The organism is Methylobacterium soli (assembly GCF_008806385.1).
Lineage (GTDB): Bacteria > Pseudomonadota > Alphaproteobacteria > Rhizobiales > Beijerinckiaceae > Methylobacterium > Methylobacterium soli.
Genome location: NZ_VZZK01000006.1, coordinates 1 through 14,954 on the forward strand (window position 1 = coordinate 1; position 14,954 = coordinate 14,954).

Consider the following 14,954-nt stretch of genomic DNA (forward strand, 5'->3'; position numbering starts at 1 on the left):
ACCCACGCTCACCCCCGGGCTTGGTGTCCCTTGGGAGCAACGGTCTTCCGCCTGCCACCGCACCCACGACCATACCAGAGGCAGCGGAATTCAAGTTACAAGGGATGAGCGCCTTCAGGATGGAGCATGCGGTCGTATCGCCGGCTGGGCGCCGATCGGGCGCACCTCGTTCTGAAAGGTCTCGACCCTCACCCTGTCCCTCTCCCGCACGGGAGAGGGGATCCGCGCCCGCGTCAGCACGGGCCCGGCCGACGGTCCCGTCGCAACGCGATCGGGAACCGCTCTAGCCGAGCCGGCCTCCGAGCCTGAGCCGGACCCGCGCCGCTCGGGCGACGGGCCCCCGACGCGCGATCCGGCGGGCCGCGGCCCGTGAGCCGGCGGATGACCGCCGCGCCCGTGCGGGCTCGCGCCTGCTCCGGCAACGGACGCCAGAACGCTCCGCCGAATTGGGGGCCGGTTCGGCGCTGGGCAGCGCATAACATCGAAGATTGAGAGATGTTCTTGATTACAACCTGATCCGGCGCGGCCATGATGAGGCGTGTGTTATTTTATCAATACAATTAATACGTGTGTACTGACGAATCTACGTAGTTAACCAAGATTTCACCGGTCTCTGGTGTACTTTCCCCCGTCTTATCAGTTATGGCGGTCGCGGATCGCCCTCGGGGTTGATCCACCATGCTGCTGAAACTCGGACGCGCGGCGTCGGTGCTGGTTCTGGCAAGCCTGTGCCTGCCGGCACGCGGGACGGAGGACGGGATCGCGGCGCTCAAGGCCCAGTATCGGCGGCCCATGCAGGTGCCGTTTCCGGACGAGGCGCCCTACTCGCCCCAGATGGCGACGCTCGGCAAGATGCTGTTCTTCGATCCGCGCCTGAGCGGGATGCAGCACATGAGCTGCGCGAGCTGCCACAACCCTTCCTTCGGCTTCGAGGTGCCGGTGCCCGGAGCGATCGGGTCCACCAACAAGCCGCTGCCGCGCAAGGCCCCGACCGTGCTGAACGCGGCCTGGCTGCCGGTTTTGTTCTGGGACGGGCGCGCGCCCAATCTCGAGATCCAGGCGCAGGGCCCGATCACAACCCCGGCCGAGATGGACGGCAAGTTCCCGGAGATCGTCGCCCGGCTCAAGGGCATCCCCGAATACCGGGCCTGGTTCGGCAAGCTGTTTCCGCAGGAGGGGGTGACGCAGGACACCCTGCTCACCGCCATCGCCACCTACGAGCGCACCGTGGTCTCGGGCTGGGCGCCGTTCGACCGCTGGGTCGAGGGGGATGAGGCCGCCCTCTCGCCGGCGGCCCGGCGGGGTTTCGTCCTGTTCAACGGCAAGGCCGCCTGTGCCGGCTGCCACACCGGCTGGAACTTCACCGACAACAAGTTCCACGACATCGGCATCTCCACCCAGGATCTCGGCCGTGCCGCCTTCGACCCCGACAACCCCCTGGCCCGGCACGCCTTCAAGACGCCGGGCCTGCGCAACCTCACCCACCGGGCGCCGTTCGGGCATGGGGGCCAGTTCGCCGACCTCGACGCGATCGTCACCTTCTACGAGAGCGGCGGCATGAACCGCCCCTCGCGCTCGCCCCTGATGCGGCCGCTCGCCCTGACCCGGGCCGAGCACGAGGACCTGGTGGATTTCCTCAAGTCGCTGACGGCCGAGAAGACCGAGACGGCCCTGCCGAACCTGCCGAACTGACCGGCCCCGAACCCCAACCGAACCCGGCCGCGCTGCGGCCCCTTCCCAGGCTGCGGCGGAGCCGTCGATGTCGATTCGCATAAAGATCCTTCTGCCGATGCTGGCCTTCCTGCTCTTCGCGGCGGCGCTCGCCGCGGTGACGGGCCTCCGGGGACAGGCGGCCTTCACCGGGATGGCGACCCTGGCGGACCGCAATATCGCGGCCGACGAGGCCAGCCGCGGCGCAAGGCTGCTCTTCGAGCGGGGCGATCGCCTGATGGCCCGCGTGCTGGCCATGACGGACCTGATCGAGCCGGAGGCGATCGCGACGGAGTTCGGGGCGGTGGTGGCCGGGCTCGAGGCCAACATCGCGAAGCTCGGGGCCTCGGCGGTGTCGGCGCGCATTGCGGAGGTCGCCCGGGAGACCGGGGCGGCGGCGGCGCGCTGGCGCGACGATGCCGAGATCCTGCTCGGCATCCGCAAGGGCGCCGCGATCCCCACCACCGAGCTGATCGGGCGCCACAGCGAGCAGCTGCGCCGCCGGCTCGACGAGGCCATGGACCTCGCCGGCACCGAGGCGAAGGCCGAGATCGCCGCCGCGGGCCAGCGCATCGAGGACCAGATGCGGATCACGCTCGGGGTCGCCGGCGTGCTCTGCGCGCTCGGCGGCGCGGTGGCGGTGTGGCTCGCGGGCCATCTCTCCAAGCCCCTGGCGCGCCTCGCCGCCGATGCGGGCCGCCTCGCCGCCGGCGACCTCGACGTGCCGCTCGCGGGCGGCACGCGGCGCGACGAGATCGGCGCCATGGCGGCGGCCGTCCAGGTGTTCAAGGACGGGCTCCTGCGGGCCCGCGCGCTGGAGGCGGAGACCGCCCTCGCCCGCGCCGGGATCGACGCGCAGCGCAAGGCCGGGATGCGCGAGATGGCGGACCGGTTCGAGGCCGCGATCGGCTCGATCGTGGGCGGCGTCTCCTCGGCGGCGCTCCAGCTTCAGGAGACCGCCACCCATATGAGCCGCACCGCCGGGGACACGGCCGAGCGGTCCGGGGCGGTGGCGAGCGCGGCCGAGGCGGCGGCCTCCCACGTGGCCCGGGTGGCTGGGGCGGCCGAGGCCCTCGGCACCTCGGTGCAGGCGGTGGGGCGCCAGGTCGAGGATTCGGCGGGGCTCGCCCGCAGCGCGGTGCGGCAGGCCGACGAGACCGGCCGCCTGGTCCAGGCGCTGAGCGAGGCCGCCGACCGCATCGGCAGCATCGTGAGCCTGATCTCCAAGATCGCCGGCCAGACCAACCTGCTGGCGCTGAACGCCACCATCGAGGCGGCCCGGGCCGGCGCGTCCGGACGGGGCTTTGCCGTGGTGGCCACCGAGGTGAAGGATCTGGCGAGCCAGACCGCCCGCGCCACGCAGGAGATCTCCGCCCAGATCGGCGCGATCCAGGGCACGACCGATCAGGCGATCGGGGCGATCGACGCCATCGCGGCCCGGATCCGCGAGATGAGCGGCCTCGCCACCGCCATCTCGGCGGCGGTGGGAGAGCAGGGCGCGGCCACCCAGGCGATCGTGCGCAACGTCGCCGACGCGGCGTCCGGGGCGGGCGACGTCACCGGAAACATCGCCGGCGTGGCGCGGATTGCGGAGGATACCGGCGCCGCCGCCGGCCAGGTGCTGAGCGCGGCTTCCGACCTGTCCGGCCAATCCGGGCACCTGCGCGCCGAGGTCGACCGCTTTCTCGCCAGCGTGCGCGCCGCCTGATTGCAGACCCTGGCCTGCCGAGGCAGCATGGTGCGCGCATTCGGGGAGGCCGGGGTGGGACGTGTCAGAGTCGCGGGGTTTTCCGTGTCGCTCGATGGGTTCGGGGCGGGCCCGGAACAGAGCCTTCAGGATCCCCTGGGCCGGCGTGGGCCGGAGCTCCACCAATGGTTCTACGGAACGAGGACCTTCAGGGCCATGTTCGGCAAGGGCGGCGGCTCGGAGGGCGTCGACGAAACCTTTGCCCACCGCGCGATGGACGGCTTCGGTGCCTTCATCCTCGGCCGGAACATGTTCGGTCCCGTGCGCGGGGCATGGCCGGACGACAGCTGGAAGGGCTGGTGGGGCGACAATCCACCCTACCACGCGCCGACCTTCGTTCTGACGCACCATGCGCGCGCGCCGATCGTGATGGAGGGCGGCACGACGTTCCACTTCGTCACGGACGGGATCCACGCCGCGCTCGATCGCGCACGCGAGGCCGCGGGCGGACGTGACGTCAAAATCGGGGGTGGCGTCGCGACCATTCGCCAATACCTGCAGGCCGGCCTGATCGACGACCTGCACCTTGCGGTCACGCCTGTCCTGCTCGGGCGCGGCGAGGCGATGTTCGAAGGCCTGGACCTCCCCGGCCTCGGCTACCGCGCGGTGGATTCCACGCCCACCGACCTCGCGACGCATATCGTGCTCGGGCGCTCGCAGGACCCATGACCTCCGGGTCCGTGGGTTTGGCGCCTGACGCTGCCGGGGCCGCAGGCCATCCGTCGCGGAGACGGCTGATGCGCCGGCCGTGACGCGCTATTCCAGGCCGTGCCATGACGACGCCGAAAACAGGGGCGACGCCGGGAACAGGGGCGACGCCGACTGAGCCTCACGCATCTGGATCTTGCGGTCACCATGCCCATCGCGCTCGAACCCTTCCCCCTTGCGGTCGCGGGCTTCGCCTTCTTCCTCGCCGGGTTCGTCAAGGGCGTGGTCGGGCTTGGATTGCCGCCCGTGGCCATGGGGTTGCTCAGCCTCGTCATGATGCCGGCCCAGGCTGCCGCGCTCCTGGTGGTCCCGGCCTTCGTCACCAATGTCTGGCAGCTCGCGGCCGGTCCGCGCTTCGCCGCAATGGTGCGCCGCCTCTGGCCGATGCTCGCGGCGAGCACCGTCGGGACCCTGGCGGCGGCCGCCCTCCTTCACGGGGCGTTCGGGGGTGGGGCCATCGTGGCCCTGGGATTCGCCCTGATCGCCTCCGCGATCCTCGGGCTTGCTGCCCCGCGCCTCCGGGTGTCGCCGGGCACCGAGCGGTGGCTCGCGCCCCTCGCCGGGGCGGCGACAGGGTTGGTGACGGCGGCAACCGGCGTCTCCTCGATCCCGGCCGCGCCCTTTCTCGGGGCCCTGGGCTTCAACCGGGAGGACCTCATCCAGGCGCTCGGGCTCTCCTTCACGGTCTCCACCGTGGCGCTTGCCCTGGCACTCGCCGGCAGCGGCATTCTGAGCGTCGGCATCGCGGGCGTCTCGGCCCTGGCGCTGGTGCCGGCCCTCCTCGGCATGCGGTTGGGCGGCTGGATGCGCGGCCGGGTCAGCGAACCGGTCTTCCGGCGCTTCTTCTATTTCGGGCTCCTGGGGCTCGGGCTTCACCTCGCGGCCCGGGCCCTGGTCTGACGCGAGGCCCGCCGCGTTCTCCCGGGTAGCCGATCGCGATCCGGTCACCCTGCTGGCTGAAGGCCCGCTTGCCCGGTCCGACGTCCGGGACAGTCTGTCGCGCTCCCCAAAGCCGATCGATGCGAATCCCCAGCCTTCCGATGTCAGCGGATCGGCGCGCGAACCAACCTCACAGCGCCTCCCCGCGCATCAGCCGCGGCTGCGGCCCGCGCAGGCCCGCCGCCTCGTCGATGAAGAAGCGCTTGAGCCCCGGCATCCGGTCGACGAGGCCGAGGCCGAAATCGCGGGCGAGGCGGACCGGAAGCACGTCGTTCGAGAACAGGCGGTTGAGTCCGTCGGTGGCGGCCGCCATCGCCAGGGTGTCGAAGCGGCGGGCGCGCTCATAGGCCCGCAGCACCTCGGGGCCGCCCGGGTCCATGCCGAGGCGCAGGGCCTCGGTGACCGCCTCGGCCAGCGCCGCCGCGCTGGTGAGGGCGAGGTTGAGCCCCTGGCCGGCGAGCGGGTGGATGACGTGGGCGGCATCCCCCAGCAGCGCGAGGCGCTCGGCCCGGAAGCTGCGGGCGATGCCGAAGGCGAGCGGGTGGGCGCTCGGGCCGGCCTCGAGGGCGATCCGGCCGAGATTGGGGGTGAAGCGCCGCTCGACCTCAGCCAGCACCTCGGCCTCGCCGCCGCCGAGCAGCGCCGGCACGTCGGCCTCCCGCTCCGTCCAGACGATCGAGGCGCGGTGGCCGAGCGCGCCGCCCGGGGCCAGCGGCAGCATCGCGAAGGGGCCGCCCGGCAGGAAATGCTCGTAGGCCCGGCCGCCATGGTCGCGCTCATGCGCGATCGTCGCGACGATGCCCGATTGCGGGTAGCGCCAGCCGACCCAGCCGATCCGGGCGGCCTCGCGCAGGCGCGACCGCGCCCCGTCCGCCGCCACGACGAGCGAGGCCCGGAGCACCCTCCCGTCGTCGAGGATCGCCCGGATCGCCCCCCGCTCCGGCTCGGCCCGGCGGATCCCGGTGGGTTCGAGCACGATCCCGGCCGCGCCCGCCGCCGCGATCAGGGCCTCGACCAGGGGCTCGGCCTCGACCATGTGGGCGAAGGGCGCGGGCTCGCCGGCGCCCTTCGCGCCGGCGTCGTGGGCGGCGCCTTCCTGCGAAAAGGTGAGGAAGACCGGGCGGATTGGGTCGGCGAGGCGGCTGTCGCTCACCACCATGTCGGTGATGGGCTGGCGCGCCCCCGCGATACGCTCCCAGATCCCGAGCCGCTCGAACAGGTGCCGGCCCCCCGCCGCCACAGCGTAGGCGCGCCCGCGCTGGCGCGCGTTCCCGGCTTTGAGGCCCGGATCGCAGATCGTGACGGTTAGGGCCGCGCCGTGCGCCTGTTTCAGGGCGAGCGCCAGGGCGAGCCCCGGAATGCCGCCGCCCGCCACCACCAGGCTGCGGGCGCCCGCGCGCGCTGTCGAACCCACCACGCGTCCCACTCCCTCGTGCCCCGGCCTTGCCCCGCCGCAGGATAGGGCGCGCGGTGGCGCGAGACCAGCGCCGAGACCAGCGCCGAGACCAGCGCCGCCTGCGGGCGTGGCCTCCCGGGCGAAGCCTGCTATGTGCTGCCCCGCAGGCCAGACTGGCGCCGGCTCCGGCCGCCGCGCCTCGGAGCATTCGTGAGCGCATGACCGGAATCGTCGCCGAACTCCTCGACATCCTCGACCTCGAGCGCCTCGAGGTCGACCTCTTCCGCGGGGTCAGCCCGAATCTCGGCTGGCCCCGGGTGTTCGGCGGGCAGGTGGTGGCGCAGGCGCTCGTGGCCGCGACCCGGACGGTGCCGAGCACCCGGCCGCCGCATTCGCTCCACGCCTATTTCCTGCTCGGCGGCGACCCGAAGGTGCCGATCATCTACGAGGTCGAGCGCATCCGCGACGGGCGCAGCTTCACCACGCGCCGGGTCAAGGCGATCCAGCACGGGCGCGCGATCTTCGCCATGTCGATCTCCTACCAGGACCAGGAGGACGGCCACGCGCATCAGGCGCGGATGCCCGATGCCCCCGACCCCGACACCCTGCCGGAGACCCGCGCGCTGGTGGCGGCCGGGGGCGCCGGCATCCCGGCGGCGGTCGCGGCCTATTTCGCCCGCGAGCGCCCGATCGAGCTGAAGCCCGCCTCGATCAAGCGCTACCTCATCCGCGAGCCGCGCGATCCGCGCTGCCAGGTCTGGCTCCGCGCCGCCTCGGCCCTCCCGGACGATCCGGCGATCCACCAGGCCGTGCTCGCCTACGCCTCCGACATGACCCTCCTGGACGCCACCCTGATCGCGCATGGGCGGACCGTGTTCGACCCCGAGATCCAATCCGCGAGCCTCGACCACGCCCTCTGGTTCCACCGCCCGTTCCGGGCCGACGAATGGCTCCTCTACGCCCAGGACAGCCCCACCGCCGCCGGCGCCCGGGGCTTCGCCCGCGGCCAGATCTTCAACCGCGCCGGCGAGCTCGTCGCCTCCGTCGCCCAGGAAGGCCTGATCCGGCCGCGCGACGACCGGGCCTGAGGCGGGGCGCGAGCCGCCGGCGAGACCCGGCCCCGCCCTGCGACGATCCCACCCGAGGGCGTCGATTGTCGCCCGCATTGACTGCATAATGGCGTGCATTGCGCCTGAATGCTCAACAGATGGGCATTTTCCGTCGCGCCGGCGCCGATTGGCGCGGCAGGCGGCGTCCAATCCGTGGGCAGAACGGGCAGGTCCGAAAAGGTTCCGGCCGTCGCGGTGCTGGCATAGTCCTTGAATGAGGCCGGGCGAACGCGGGGCCATTCCGGCCGCGCGGGCAATCCGGACCGAGACGTCGCGCTCAAGACGGCTCCGGCAGCCGGCTCTCATTCCACAAGGGGGCGCCGCCCATGAAAATCGTGATGGCCATCATCAAGCCGTTCAAGCTGGAGGAGGTGCGCGACGCCTTGACCGGGATCGGCGTGCACGGCCTGACCGTGACCGAGGTGAAGGGTTACGGCCGGCAGAAGGGCCACACCGAGATCTATCGCGGCGCCGAATACGCCGTGAGCTTCCTGCCCAAGCTCAAGATCGAGGTCGCGGTCGCGGCGGACCTGACGAGCAGCGTCATCGACGCCATCGCGGGCGCCGCCCGGACCGGCCAGATCGGCGACGGCAAGATCTTCGTGATGCCGCTCGAGAAGGCGGTCCGCATCCGCACCGGCGAGACCGACGCCGACGCCCTCTGAGGGACAGCGCCGGGCCGCGCCGCCCGCCTGCCCAGAACACTCAAAAAACCGAACATCGCATCGCGATCAGGAGTCCCGTGTCCATGAAACTTCGCCATCTCCTCGCGCTCGGCTTGGGAGGCGCGACATTCGCCCTCCTCCTCGCCGAGCCGTCCCTCGCACAGTCGCCGGTGCCCGAAGCCGCCGCCGTGCCCGCCGCCGCGCCGGTGCCCGCCAAGGGCGACACCGCCTGGATGCTGATCGCCACCGCCCTCGTGCTGCTGATGACCGTGCCGGGCCTGGCCCTGTTCTACGGCGGCCTCGTGCGCACCAAGAACATGCTCTCGGTGCTGACCCAGGTCTTCGCCATCGCCTGCATCGTCTGCCTGATCTGGGTGTTCTACGGCTACAGCCTCGCCTTCACCAATGGCGGCGGCCTCAACGACTTCGTGGGCGGCTTCTCGAAGGCCTTCCTCAAGGGCGTCGACCCGAACTCGACGGTCGCGACCTTCTCGAACGGCGTCGTGATCCCCGAATACGTCTATATCTGCTTCCAGATGACGTTCGCGATGATCACCCCGGCCCTCATCGTCGGCGCCTTCGCGGAGCGGATGAAGTTCTCGGCCCTGATCGTGTTCACGATCCTCTGGGTCACGCTGATCTACTTCCCGATGGCCCACATGGTCTGGTACTGGGGCGGCCCGGACGTGGTCGGCAACGCCGCCAAGGCGCTTGCGGCGGCCACCGACGAGGCCTCCAAGAAGGCCGCGCAGGACGCCCTCGACGCCGTCAACGCCGATGCGGGCTTCCTCTTCAAGATGGGCGCCCTCGATTTCGCCGGCGGCACCGTGGTGCACATCAACGCGGGCATCGCGGGCTTCGTCGGCTGCCTGATGATGGGCAAGCGCATCGGCTACGGCCGTGACCTGCTCGCTCCCCACTCGCTCACCATGACGGCCATCGGCGCCTCGCTCCTCTGGGTCGGCTGGTTCGGCTTCAATGCCGGCTCCAACCTCGAGGCCAACGGCTCGACGGCGCTCGCCATGATCAACACCTTCGTGGCCACCGCCGCGGCCGCCGTGTCCTGGCTGTTCGTCGAGTGGGCGCTCAAGGGCAAGCCCTCGCTCCTCGGCATGCTGTCGGGCGCGGTCGCGGGCCTCGTGGCCGTCACCCCGGCGGCGGGCTTTGCCGGCCCGATGGGCTCGATCGTCCTCGGCCTCGTGGCCGGCGCGGTCTGCTTCATCATGTGCTCCACCGTGAAGAACGCGCTCGGCTACGACGACAGCCTCGACGTCTTCGGCGTGCATTGCATCGGCGGCATCCTGGGGGCGCTCGCCACCGGCATCCTGGTCAGCCCGGCGCTCGGCGGCGTCGGCATCCCGGACTACACCACGAAGCCCGGCGAGCTCGTGGTCGGCGCCTACGACATGACGGCCCAGCTCATCATCCAGGCGAAGGCCGTCGGCCTCACCCTGCTCCTGTCGGGCATCGGCTCGGCGATCCTGTTCAAGCTCGTGGACCTGACCATCGGCCTGCGCGTCACCCAGGAGGAGGAGCGCGAGGGCCTCGACATCGCCGATCACGGCGAGCGCGCCTACAACTACTAAGAGCATTCGCTCGTCGGCGGGGCCCCCGGGTCCCGCCGCTGAAGGCCCCGGTTCAGGCGAACCGGGGCCTTTTTTGATTCGCCGGCCCCACCCGCCTGGATTGAAATTTTCCGCCCGGCGGCCCGCCCGAGCGTACGTATGCCCGCGGGCGGCGCCCGGCTCAGTACGGCCACAATGTGGTCTCGATGCAACAACCCGAGGGCATCGCCACGGCCAAGCCTGAAATGCCTACAAACTGGGCAAATGCTCGAAACTTGGTTTTGCGATGCCTGGGCATTTTCGGCACCTTCCTCTCATCAAGAAAAAGGGGCTGATTTCCATGATCTCGAAGCTGTTCAAGCAGGGCGCCGCGGCGTCTCTCGCCACGTTCCTCTGCCTCGGACAGGTCCAGGCCGCCGACATGCCGGCTCCTCCCAAGGAGATGCCGCCGGAGGCCAAGGCACCGGATCCGCTGATCGGCTTCGCGTTCTACTCGCAATACGCCTCCGACTACAATTTCCGCGGCGTTTCGCAGTCGAACCTGCAGGGTAGCTACCAGACCTTCTTCGAGGCGCAGTTCTTCAACAACTTCGCCTATGCGGGCCTCTATACCTGGCAGACCCGCCTGCCGACCCGGCCCGACTTCGAGTTCGATCTCGTCGCCGGTATCCGGCCGACCTTCGACAAGCTCTCCTTCGATCTCGGGGTGATCTACTATTATTACCCGAACGAGCAGCGCATCTTCAACGCCGCGAACCTGGCCAGCGGCATCGGCAACCCCTTCTACACGACGGCCAACACCGACTTCATCGAGTATGCCGGCAAGGCGCTCTACCAGGCGACGCCCGAGCTCGCGATCGGCGCCAACGTCTTCTACGCCCCGAACTATCTCGGCCAGCACACCAACGGCACCTACACGTCGGGCACCCTCGCCTACACGCTGCCCGCCACGCTGTTCCCGTTCCTGCCGGAGGCCTATGCCGGCGGCTTCTCGATCTCGGGCGAGGGCGGCCACTACTTCCTGGGTGCGGCCAAGACCTCGGTCACGGGTCTGATCGACGGGACGAACCGCTTCGCCGCCGTGAACCTGCCGAGCTACAATTACGGCAATGTCGGCATCTCCTACACCTACAAGAACCTGCTGCTCGACTTCCGCTTCCACACCACCGACCTGACGCCGACCCAGTGCTATACGCTCACCGGCGATTATCGCGGCGCCATCAACGGCGGCACCTCCCGCTGGTGCGGCGACGCCTTCATCGGCTCGATCCGCTGGCAGGCCTCGACCGCCAGCCCCGGCGTCTACGCCGAGCCCGGCGGTTTCCTGAACCTCTTCAAGTAAGCCCGGCCCGCACGGCCCCCGAGAAGCCCCGGAGCGATCCGGGGCTTTTTCCTTGGGCGCCTTGCCACCGCGTCGGGGGTCCGAAACGGCGGCTCTGAGCGAGGTGCATCCCACTTTTCCCGTCCGGGAGCGGTCGAGTCGGCGCGAGCCGACCGGGTGAGGGGTGCGGCCTTTCCGGAGAGCGCGCACCCCTCACCCCAACCCTCTCCCGCACGGGAGAGGGGGCCGGTCGCGGCATCAGGGCTGGTTCTGGCGGCCCACGCATCCTGAGCTCGCCTCCCGCCCCCCGGAACGACGGTGGCGCTGAGCGAGGTGCGCATCACCTCTCCCGTCCGGGAGAGGTCGAGTCGGCGCCAGCCGACCGGGTGAGGGATGCGACTTCTCCGGATAATGCGCACCCCTCACCCCAACCCTCTCCCGCACGGGAGAGGGGGCCGGTCGCGGCATCAAGGATGGTTCTGGCGGCTGTTTGCGCGTCGCTGCCGATCGCGCGCACGCTCACCTCTCCCGTCCGGGAGTGGTCGAATCCGCGACAGCGGAACGGTGAGGGATGCGGCCTCTTCGGACAACGCGACCCGGAAAGAGCCGGCCCCGCTCGCGCGAAACCGGCCCCGGCCGTGGCGGCTTCGTCGGATCGGGTCAGAAGCTCACGGCCCGGACCCGCTTCACCTGCGGGATCGCGGCGATCTGCTCCAGCACCGCCGGGGAGACCGGCCCGTCCACCGCCACGAACGCGATGGCGTTGCCGCCCTCCTGCTCGCGGCCGAGATTGAACGTCGCGACGTTGACGCCGGCCTCGCCGAGCACCGAGCCGAAGCGGCCGATGAAGCCCGGCTTGTCGTGGTTGCGCACGTAGAGCATGTGCGGCGCGAAGGCCGCGTCGATCTCGATGCTGCGGATCTCGATCACCCGCGGCTTGCCGTCGTGGAAGACCGTGCCGGCGGCGTCGCGCGGCATGTCCTCGGCCTCGACCGTGATGCGCACCACCGATTCGTAATCGCCGTTGCCGCCCGCGCGCTTGACCTCGTCGATGACGATGCCGCGCTCGCGGGCGATGGCGGGCGCCGAGACCATGTTGATGTCGGCCAGGAACGGCCGCAGCACGCCGGTGACGGCTGCCGAGGTGAGCGCCCGGGTGTTCATGCCCGCCACCTCGCCCTCGTAGGTGATGCGGATGCCCTTGATCGGCGCGTCCGTGAGCTGGCCCAGGAACGAGCCGAGCTTGTCGGCGAGCGCCACGAAGGGCTTGAGGCGCGGCGCCTCCTCGGCCGAAATCGACGGGAAGTTGATGGCGTTGGTGATGGCGCCGCTGAGGAGGTAATCCGCCATCTGCTCGGCCACCTGCAGGGCGACGTTCTCCTGCGCCTCGTTGGTCGAGGCGCCGAGATGCGGCGTGCAGATCACGTTCGGGTGGCCGAAGAGCGGGTTCTCCCGCGCCGGCTCCTCCACGAAGACGTCGAAGGCCGCCCCCGCCACGTGGCCCGAATCGAGGGCCGCGCGGAGGGCCGCCTCGTCCACGAGGCCGCCGCGGGCGCAGTTGATGATGCGCACGCCGGGCTTCGTCCGGGCGAGCGCCTCGGCCGACAGGATGTTGCGGGTCTTGTCCGTCATCGGCACGTGCAGGGTGATGATGTCGGCGCGGGCCAGCAGCTGATCGAGCTCGACCTTCTCGACGCCGATCTCGAGGGCGCGCTCGGGCGACAGGAAGGGATCGTAGGCCACGACCTTGAGCTTCAGCCCGATGGCGCGGTCGGCCACGATCGCCCCGATATTGCCGCAGCCGATGACGCCGAGCGTCTTGGCCGTCAGCTCGACGCCCATGAAGCGGTTCTTCTCCCACTTGCCGGACTGGGTCGAGGTGTCGGCCTGCGGGATCTGGCGGGCCAGCGCGAACATCAGCGCGATGGCGTGTTCGGCCGTGGTGATCGAGTTGCCGAAGGGCGTGTTCATCACGATCACGCCCTTGGCGGTGGCGGCCGGGACGTCGACATTGTCGACGCCGATGCCGGCCCGGCCGATCACCCGCAGGCGGCTGCCCTGCGCCAGGATCTTCGGGGTGACCTTGGTGGCGGAGCGGATGGCGAGGCCGTCATAATCGCCGATGATCGCCGCGAGGGCGTCCTTGTCCTTGCCGAGTTCGGGACGGAAATCGACGTCGATGCCGCGGTCGCGAAAGATCTGGACGGCAGCCTCCGACAGGGCGTCGGAGATGAGAACCTTGGGAGCGGGCATGGGAGCCTCCGGCTCGTGAGGAATGGGAATGGGTGTGAGGCGGCCCCGTGGAGGCGGGCGCAGAACGCCGCGAGGCCGGCCAATCGCGTGATGCTCGGGCAGCGCAGCGCGCCCCCTCTCCCGAGCGGGAGAGGGCCGGGGTGAGGGATGCGACATCTCCGGAGAGGTCGCCCCCCTCACCCGTTCCGCTATCGCGGATTCGACCACTCCCGGACGGGAGAGGTGGGCCGGTCTCAGGCCGCCTGCGCGAGCTTCGCCTTGGCCTCGGCGAAGGCCCAGTCGAGCCAGGCCGTCAGGGCCGCGAGGTCGGCCTCCTCCACCGTGCCGCCGCACCAGATGCGCAGGCCGGGGGGCGCGTCGCGATAGGCGCCGATATCGAGGGCGACATTCTCGCGCTCGAGCAGGTCCCCGATATCCTTGGCCACCGACGCCACCGCCGCGTCGCCGCGGGCGAGCACGTCCGGGTCGGTGATGACGAGGCACACGCCCGTGTTCGAATAGGTGGCGGGATCCACCGCGAGATGGTCGATCCAGGGGGTGCGGGCGACCCAGTCGTGGATCACCCGCGCATTCGCATCGGCCCGGGCGTGGAGCGCGTCGAGGCCGCCGATCGCCTCGGCCCAGCGCAGGGTGTCGAGGTAATCCTCCACCGCCAGCATCGAGGGCGTGTTGATGGTGTCGCCCTTGAAGATGCCCTCGATGAGCTTGCCGCCCTTGGCGAGGCGGAACACCTTCGGGATCGGCCAGGCCGGAACGTGGCTCTCGATCCGCGCCACGGCGCGGGGCGACAGGATCAGCATGCCGTGCGCGGCCTCGCCGCCCATCACCTTCTGCCAGGAGAAGGTGACGACATCGAGCTTGTCCCAGTCCAGCGGCTGCGCGAAGGCGGCCGAGGTGGCGTCGCAGATGGTGATGCCCTCGCGGTCGGCCGCGATCCAGTCGCCGTTCGGCACCTTCACGCCGGCGGCGGTGCCGTTCCAGGTGAAGATGACGTCGTTGTGCTTGGTGTCGATCGCGGCGAGATCCGGCAGCACGCCGTAGGGCGTCTGGTGGATGCGCGGGCTGATCTTGAGTTCCTTGAGGGCGTCCGTGACCCACTCGGCCCCGAAGGCCTCCCAGGCCGCGACCTCGACGGTCTTCGGGCCGAGCATCGTCCACATCGCCATCTCGACGGCGCCGGTGTCGGAGGCGGGCACGATGCCGATGCGGTAATCGGCCGGCACGCGCAGGACCTTGCGCGTCAGGTCGATCGCGTCCTTGAGCTTGCCCTTGCCGAGGGGGGAGCGGTGCGAGCGACCGAGGGCGGCACCCGAGAGCGCATCGAGGCGCCATCCTGGGCGCTTGGCGCAGGGGCCGGACGAGAAATTGGGCACGCGGGGGCGCGTGGTGGGCCGGTTCATCATGTGATCCATCCTTACAGATGGGCGCTCCTCGTTGGGGAGGAGTGTCCCGCCGATGGGGATGCTCGCTCTCGCCCCCGAAAGCAAGAGCCAAAACTGTCAAAGTCTTGGCTTTCTCTCGCGGGACGCCGGGTTTGGCAG

The 14,954-nt window shown here is 70.5% G+C and carries 11 protein-coding genes; 8 read left to right on the forward strand and 3 right to left on the reverse strand.

Annotated elements, in window-relative coordinates:
* Positions 1-678 precede the first annotated feature (678 nt).
* From F6X53_RS07170 to F6X53_RS07185, 4 genes are all read left to right on the forward strand, one after another.
* Positions 679-1,692, forward strand: a complete 1,014-nt coding sequence (locus F6X53_RS07170) for a cytochrome-c peroxidase (RefSeq protein WP_150998883.1) — start codon at positions 679-681, stop codon at positions 1,690-1,692.
* Between the two features lie 67 nt (positions 1,693-1,759).
* Positions 1,760-3,418, forward strand: a complete 1,659-nt coding sequence (locus F6X53_RS07175; RefSeq protein WP_191970732.1) for a methyl-accepting chemotaxis protein — start codon at positions 1,760-1,762, stop codon at positions 3,416-3,418.
* A 54-nt stretch (positions 3,419-3,472) separates the two neighbouring features.
* Positions 3,473-4,126: a dihydrofolate reductase family protein gene (locus F6X53_RS07180; RefSeq protein ID WP_150999327.1), complete on the forward strand. Its 654-nt coding sequence runs from the start codon at positions 3,473-3,475 to the stop codon at positions 4,124-4,126.
* 186 nt (positions 4,127-4,312) lie between these two features.
* Positions 4,313-5,065, forward strand: a complete 753-nt coding sequence (locus tag F6X53_RS07185) for a sulfite exporter TauE/SafE family protein (RefSeq protein ID WP_150998885.1) — start codon at positions 4,313-4,315, stop codon at positions 5,063-5,065.
* A 169-nt stretch (positions 5,066-5,234) separates the two neighbouring features.
* Here F6X53_RS07185 and F6X53_RS07190 read toward each other — a convergent pair whose 3' ends face one another.
* Complete coding sequence (locus F6X53_RS07190; protein ID WP_150998888.1) at positions 5,235-6,521, reverse strand: FAD-dependent monooxygenase; 1,287 nt, start codon at positions 6,519-6,521, stop codon at positions 5,235-5,237.
* Between the two features lie 197 nt (positions 6,522-6,718).
* On the opposite strand from F6X53_RS07190, the gene tesB reads away from it, so the two are divergent.
* The 4 genes from tesB (at position 6,719) to F6X53_RS07210 (ending at position 11,181) form a co-directional block, all read left to right on the forward strand.
* On the forward strand, positions 6,719-7,588 hold the full coding sequence (tesB, locus tag F6X53_RS07195) for an acyl-CoA thioesterase II (protein WP_150998891.1): 870 nt from the start codon (positions 6,719-6,721) through the stop codon (positions 7,586-7,588).
* Between the two features lie 347 nt (positions 7,589-7,935).
* On the forward strand, positions 7,936-8,274 hold the full coding sequence (locus F6X53_RS07200) for a P-II family nitrogen regulator (RefSeq protein WP_150962513.1): 339 nt from the start codon (positions 7,936-7,938) through the stop codon (positions 8,272-8,274).
* 83 nt (positions 8,275-8,357) lie between these two features.
* On the forward strand, positions 8,358-9,860 hold the full coding sequence (locus tag F6X53_RS07205; RefSeq protein ID WP_150998894.1) for an ammonium transporter: 1,503 nt from the start codon (positions 8,358-8,360) through the stop codon (positions 9,858-9,860).
* A 319-nt stretch (positions 9,861-10,179) separates the two neighbouring features.
* Positions 10,180-11,181, forward strand: a complete 1,002-nt coding sequence (locus F6X53_RS07210) for a TorF family putative porin (protein ID WP_244965535.1) — start codon at positions 10,180-10,182, stop codon at positions 11,179-11,181.
* 639 nt (positions 11,182-11,820) lie between these two features.
* Here F6X53_RS07210 and serA read toward each other — a convergent pair.
* Both serA and F6X53_RS07220 read right to left on the reverse strand, forming a co-directional pair.
* Positions 11,821-13,413 (reverse strand): phosphoglycerate dehydrogenase, encoded by a 1,593-nt coding sequence (serA, locus tag F6X53_RS07215; RefSeq protein WP_150998897.1) that lies wholly within the window; start codon positions 13,411-13,413, stop codon positions 11,821-11,823.
* Positions 13,414-13,646: 233 nt separating this feature from the next.
* Positions 13,647-14,816 (reverse strand): phosphoserine transaminase, encoded by a 1,170-nt coding sequence (locus F6X53_RS07220; RefSeq protein ID WP_150998900.1) that lies wholly within the window; start codon positions 14,814-14,816, stop codon positions 13,647-13,649.
* Between the last annotated feature and the right edge of the window lie 138 nt (positions 14,817-14,954).